The following is a 6,083-nucleotide window of genomic DNA, read 5'->3' as shown; positions in this document are numbered from 1 at the left end:
CGCCATGGCGGAGCCATGGCAACCGACGACAACGCGGCGAGGCGCGGTGCCAGACTCCGCGAGCCCGGCCTGATCCAAACGAGAGGCCCTAGCGGGCGGGTCAGCCCATTCTGCGCTGGAGGGCGGCCAGGGCGCCGGCCTTGCGGCCGGGGACGCGGCGGCGGAGTGCGACGAGGGCGTTGCCCAGCTCGCGGGCGCGGGCGGGGTCCTCGATCCGTTCCCACTGGTGGTGGGCGCGGTCGACCGCGCCCTCGACGTCGGGGTCCTGGGGGCCCTGGCTCAGGGCGAGCCGGGCGCGGGCGGCACCGATCCACAACTCGCAGCTGCGGGCGGGCTGCCCGGCGAGCCGGGCGAGGTCGGCGCGTACCTCCATCCAGTGCACGGCCTCCGGCGACCGCGCCCCGTACCGCCGCAGCGCCGCCTGCTCCCAGGCCACGGCGACCGCCACGGCCTCCCCGTGCCGCCCGGCATGCGCGGCGGCGAGGATGGTGGGGTGCGGGTCGGGCTCGTGCACCGTGGCGGCGGGGGTGCGCGCGGGCCCCGCAGCACGAACGGCCGGGTCGCCGACGGCGGTTGCGCGCCCGTGCTCCGGCTGTGGCTCGGGTACCGGCGTGGGCATCGGCTCGGGTGCGGCGCCGTCGCGTGGCCGCGCGACGGCGCCCGTCAGGACGATCGAATCGTTGCCCACCGACACGGGCGGTGAACCCACCCACCCCTGAGGCGGGTGCACCGTCGCCGAGGCCCCCGCCTCCTCCGTCAGATATACGGCCTCGCCCGAGCCCGCCTGCGCGGCCGCGTCCGCGTGGAGGTGAGCGAGGGCGGGGCGGGCGCCGGTGCGCCAGACCGCGGCGAAGTGGCGCAGGTACTCCGGCGTCGTGGGCGCGTCGCTCCGACGCGGGGCGGGGGCGACGCGGCCGTAGAGCCGGATGCCTGGGCCGAGCGAGAGGAGACCCGGGGCGGAGCCGAGGCGCTCCCAGAGCTCGGCGTCGACGACCAGGTCCGCCACCACCGTGGTCGTGCCCTGCCGCCGTACCGCCAGCTCCGCCGCGAGCCAGTGCCACGGGAGCCCGGTGTACCGCAGGGTCGTCGCGGTGCTGCGCGCCAGCGCCAGGTGCGGCAGGTGTTGACGGCGGTCCGCCTGGAGTTGCCCCGCGAGGTAGAGCGCGAGCGGTCCCGGCGTCGCGGCCGAGGACCGCAGGCGTGTCAGGACGGTCTGCGGGTCGAGCGGGTCGGCGAGTTCGACGACCGTCGCCACGGGCGTGCCGGTCAGTGCGCCCGGCGGCACCGCCGCGAGCGCGGGCAGCACGGACGCCGCGTCCACCGCCCGGCCGCGCCCTGCCGGCGCCGCCGCGAGCAGGACCGCCGTCCCCACCGTTTGCAGATCGTCGTTCACCACACGAGCACCGTAACCTTCCCACCGCCCCCACCCGTTACCAACCCGATGGCCGATAATCGACGGGCCGTTGGCATATGCCAGAAGCACCACCGTATCGAGTGTTGCCAAATCCCTTACGGGCTGTCTCAGCCTGTGCAACAGTCGTATCCGGGCCTTGTTCCACCGCTCGCCCGCGCCGCGCCTGTATCGGAGTACGACATGCCGTCCCCTCTCTACGCGGACCGTCCAGCCCAGCCGCCGGAGCCCGGCACCGTGGACGCGCTGATCTCGCAGACCCGCCGACTGCGCGGGGACGTGGACGCCGTGCGCCGGGACGCCGTGTTGGACGAGGACGACCCGAAGAACCGCTGGCAGCGTGCCCTCTGCGATCTCGCCGTTCACCAACTCGACGACCTGGGCGCCCACTTGGGTCAGCTCAAGGCCGGCATCCCGGACGAGCTGCCGCAGTCGGCGGGGGTCGGCGGCGCCGAGGTGGAGATCGAGGACGAGGTCGAGGCCGCGTCAGACCCCGGAGCCGCGTACGCCGGCCCCGCACCCGCCCGCACCGGTTCGCTCCTCAGCCGCGTCGGAAGCGCGGAGTGGAACCTGCTGAACGACGAGGTGAGTTGGTCCGAGGAGCTGTACCAGATCTTCGGACGGAACCCCGAGAGCGGCCCGATGTCGCTCGACGAGCTGCCGTCGATGGTCTTCGCCGAGGACCAACCCCTGCTCCAGGCCATGGTGACGGACTGTCTGATCGACGGGAAGCCGATCGACGGCGAGTTCCGCGTCGTCCGCACCGACGGCCGGGTCCGCACGCTGCACATGATGGGCGAGCCGGTCCTCGACTCCGACGGCTGCACGGCCTCCATGTGGGCCGTCCTGCGCGACGTCAGCGAGCTGCGCCGCAGCGAGCGCGCGGTCCGCGAGTCCCGGGACAGCCTCCAGCGCAGCCGCCACATCGAGCGCACCGAGCGCCGGGTCGCCGTCGAGCTCCAGGAGGCCGTGCTGCCTCCATGGCGCGGGTCCCTGAGCTTCGCCCACGGCGGACCGGGTGCCCCGCTCGACGTGGCCGGCCACTATCTGCCGGCCGCCACGACCGGCCTCATCGGCGGGGACTGGTACGACGCGCTGGCCCTCCCCGACGGCGACGCGCTCCTCACCGTCGGCGACCTCACCGGCCACGGGGTCTCCGCGACCTCCTCCATGGCCATGCTCCTGGGTGCGCTGCGCGGCATGGCCGTGGCCGGAATCCGCCCCGGGGCGCTGATGGGCCACCTCAACCAGCTCCTGGAGACCTCGGTGCAGCCGGCGCTCGGCAGCGCGATGTGCTGCCGCTACGAACCGGCCAGCCAGACCCTCTCCTGGGCACAGGCGGGACACCCCGCCCCGCTGCTCTTCCGCGACGGGAGGGGGCACGCCCTGAAGCGGCCGGACGGTGTGCTGCTCGGAGCGACGACCGGGTCCACGTACGAGGAGGCGGCCGTCCGGCTGCTCCCGGGCGATCTGCTCGTGCTGCACACGGACGGACTGACCCGCCGCGGCGGCCTGGACGAGACGGGTACGCAGCGGCTGCTCGACCTCGCCCCCCGGCTGGCCGGAGCGCGCGACGCGCAGGACTGCGTACGGTCGGTGGTGGAGGAGTTCGGCGAGGCACCACGCGAGGACGACGCCTGCGTGATGGTGGTCCGGGTCGGCCACTAGGAGGGCAGACCGGCGGAGACCGGTGCGCCTTTCCCGTACGTACAGGCCGGTGCGCCCATTCCCGTACGTGCCAGGGATTCTCGTCCCTACAGGGGCGATGCCCGCCCGAACCCGCCGCCCGCCTCTGGCCCCGAGCGCGCTCAGATCCCGCCCGTCCGTGGTCGCTTGCCCGTGGGCTTGGGGAGGGCGAGCTCGATCTCCTCGCGCAGGTCCTCGATCTTGGCGTAGCCCGCGTACTGCCCGGTCAGCCGGTACATCTCGCGGAGCCGGTCCCAGGTGCGGTGCGAGGAGGTCTCGCCCATGGAGACCAGCGCGAGCCGGGCGTAGCGGTCGGCCTGCTCCGGGTCGTCGGCGATGAAGCAGGCCGAGGCGAGCGAGATGTAGTCGAAGAGCTTCGAGCGGTTGTGGCCGTGGCGGCGCAGTTCGAGTGCCAGCTTGGCGTGGCGCTGCGCCGGGACCGCGGCGGCGGGGTCGTGCTCGGCGAGGGTGCGGTAGGCCAGGGCCTGCATGCCGTGCATGTCGGCGTCGTCGAAGTTCTGCATCCAGCTCGGCGGCGGGACGTCCGAACGGTCGGAGACGAACAGGTCCTCGGCCTCGCCGAGCGTACGGCGCATGGCCTGGCCCTTGCCCATCGAGGCCTGCGCCCAGGCCTCGATCGTGTGCAGCATCGCCTGGGTGCGGGGCAGTACCTCTTCGCCCGAGCCCGACTTGGCGAGCTTCATCAGGTCGAGAGCGTCGTCGGGCCGGCCCAGGTGGACCATCTGGCGGGCCGCGCGGGACAGGGCCTCCCCGGCGCGCGGCCGGTCACCGCCCTCACGGGCCGCGTGGGCGGCGATGACGAAGTACTTCTGGGCGGTGGGTTCGAGGCCCACGTCGTGGGACATCCAGCCCGCCAGGACCGCCAGGTTGGCGGCCACGCCCCACAGGCGCCGCTGGAGGTGGTCGGGGTGGCGGTAGGCGAGCATGCCGCCCACCTCGTTGAGCTGGCCCACGACCGCCTTGCGCTGAAGGCCGCCGCCCCGGGAGGCGTCCCAGGCGCGGAACACCTCCACGGAGCGCTCCAGCGCCTCGATCTCCTCCGACCCGATGGGAGCGGCCTCGTAGCGGTCGAACCCGGCGGGGTCGGCGTGGAGGGGATCGTTGGCGCGTGGCGCGGTGGCGGGGCGCGCGGGGTCGGTCTGGAGCCAGTCGTGCATGGCGCTGCTGAGGGCGGAGCCGGCGGCGAGCACGGCGCCCGCGCCCACCAGGCCGCGTCGGTTGAGCATGAGGTCCATTCCCGTGAATTCGGTGAGGACCGCTGCCGTACGCTCGGGCGCCCAGGGCAGCCCGTCAGGGTTGTCGGTGTTCCTGACGTTCTGCCGTTTCCCGGCGCGCCCGTGTCGTACGAACCCGAGGTCCTCGATGGTCACGACACGGCCGAGTCGCTCGGTGAACAGTGCAGCCAGCACCCGGGGTACGGGATCGCGCGGGGTCTCCCCCATGTCGATCCAGCGCCTCACCCGTGAGGTGTCGGTCGACAGTTGCGGGTGGCCCATGGCCGCCGCCTGCCGGTTGACGAGCCTCGCGAGCTCTCCCTTGGACCAGCCGGCGAGGCCGAAGAGGTCTGCCAGGCGGGTGTTGGTCTGTCCGGTCACGTCTAAGCCCCCAGGTTCTCGGCTGAGTTGACAGTAGCCCCCTGTCATAGGGCTGGCGACTATTCGCCAGGCTTCGCCAGGGTGCGCCCGATGTTCCGCCACCCGCGCCCCGGTGTCAGGTAGGAAAGCGCCACCCCGCCCCGGCAACCGGCCCTCATTCCCCAGGGTGCGGCCCGGAGGTCGGGCGGGGCGACGCACGCAACTCGTCGGCACACGAAGGGATCTGTCTCCCCATGTACACAGCATCGTCCTCCGTGTCCGCCCCGCCCCGGCCCCAGCACCGTTCCGTACCGGTCGGGAGCGGTCCGTACCTCGCCCCCGTCGTTCCGGCGGCCCGGGCGAGGCGATGGGCGGGCAGTGCCGCTCAGCCGCTCAGCGGAAGAATCGACCTGTCCGGCCCCCAGGGGGCCCAGGTACGGATGGCGATCGCGTCCGTCACCCGGATCTGCCCGGAGTTCAACCCGGTGCAGGTCCTCCGGCGCAGCGGCCGTTCCGTACTGATCGTCGGAACGACCGGGCGGACCACGGCGGTCGCGAAGTGCTTACTGGACCACTCCCCCGCGTGGGTCGAGCGGTTCCAGCACGAAATAGCTGCCTACCGCTCCTTCGTCCGGCACCGTCCTCCGGTGCGCGTGCCGCGGCTGATCGCCGCGGACCCGGAGAACTGCACGCTGGTGATCGAGCGGATGCCCGGGAGGGCGGCGGCGCTGACGCGCCACCCCGTGGAGGCCCCGCCCCGCGCGGACCTGCGCGCGGCGCTCGGCGCGATCGCGCGGCTGAACGCCTGGCGTCCGCCCGCCGGCACCTTCGACGCCCCGCTGGACTACCCGTCGCGGATCGCGCGCTACCACGAGCTGGGGCTCTTCACCGACCGTGACCGGGACGACCTGCAGAAACTGCTGCACGGCCTGGCGCACGCCGGTGGCCGTCAGGGCATGGGGCAGTTCTGCCACGGCGACGCCCTGCTCTCCAACATCCTCCTCTCCCCCACGGGCCCGGTCCTCGTCGACTGGGAGCACGCGGGCTGGTACCTGCCCGGCTACGACCTGGCGACGATGTGGTCGGTGCTCGGTGACGCGCCACTGGCCCGGCGCCAGATCAGCCAGCTCGCCCAGCAGGCGGGGCCGGCGTCCCGGGACGCCTTCCTGGTGAACCTGATGATCGTGCTGACGCGGGAGATCCGTACGTACGAGACGGCCGTGCAGCGCACCATCAGGGAGGCCCCGCCCGCGGGTTCGGTTCCCGTCCCCTCGGGCTCGGTCTCGCCCGGTGAGGAACAGCGCCGGTTGCTGCGCCGGCTGCACGACGACTGCGCCATGGCACGGCGGGCCGTGCGCGCGGCGGTCGGTACGCGCTGAGGCGCGACCGTC

4 protein-coding genes are annotated in these 6,083 nt (G+C 73.5%); 2 read left to right on the top strand and 2 right to left on the bottom strand.

What is annotated here, in order from left to right:
- Window positions 1–100: 100 nt before the first annotated feature.
- Window positions 101–1,396 (bottom strand): hypothetical protein, encoded by a 1,296-nt coding sequence (locus tag ACWF79_RS29130; protein ID WP_453731143.1) that lies wholly within the window; start codon window positions 1,394–1,396, stop codon window positions 101–103.
- A 198-nt stretch (window positions 1,397–1,594) separates the two neighbouring features.
- On the opposite strand from ACWF79_RS29130, the gene ACWF79_RS29125 reads away from it, so the two are divergent.
- Entirely contained in the window at window positions 1,595–3,079 is a 1,485-nt protein-coding gene (locus ACWF79_RS29125; protein ID WP_453731142.1) for a PP2C family protein-serine/threonine phosphatase, read from the top strand.
- A gap of 140 nt (window positions 3,080–3,219) precedes the next feature.
- On the opposite strand, the gene ACWF79_RS29120 is transcribed toward ACWF79_RS29125, so the two are convergent.
- Complete coding sequence (locus tag ACWF79_RS29120; protein ID WP_453731141.1) at window positions 3,220–4,713, bottom strand: DNA-binding protein NsdB; 1,494 nt, start codon at window positions 4,711–4,713, stop codon at window positions 3,220–3,222.
- Window positions 4,714–4,946: 233 nt separating this feature from the next.
- On the opposite strand from ACWF79_RS29120, the gene ACWF79_RS29115 reads away from it, so the two are divergent.
- The gene (locus tag ACWF79_RS29115) at window positions 4,947–6,071 is read left to right on the top strand and encodes an aminoglycoside phosphotransferase family protein (protein ID WP_453731140.1); all 1,125 of its coding nucleotides are present in this window, start codon (window positions 4,947–4,949) and stop codon (window positions 6,069–6,071) included.
- Window positions 6,072–6,083: the final 12 nt, after the last annotated feature.

The organism is Streptomyces sp. NPDC054975, from assembly GCF_053609105.1.
Note: the sequence above shows the minus strand (reverse complement) of the source record. Positions and strands in the feature narration are given on the sequence as shown.

Bases quoted from the DNA above. Each gene is read 5' to 3' on its own strand.
- ACWF79_RS29125 (WP_453731142.1), top strand. From the start codon at position 1,595: ATGCCGTCCCCTCTCTACGCGGACCGTCCAGCCCAGCCGCCGGAGCCC.
- ACWF79_RS29115 (WP_453731140.1), top strand. From the start codon at position 4,947: ATGTACACAGCATCGTCCTCCGTGTCCGCCCCGCCCCGGCCCCAGCAC.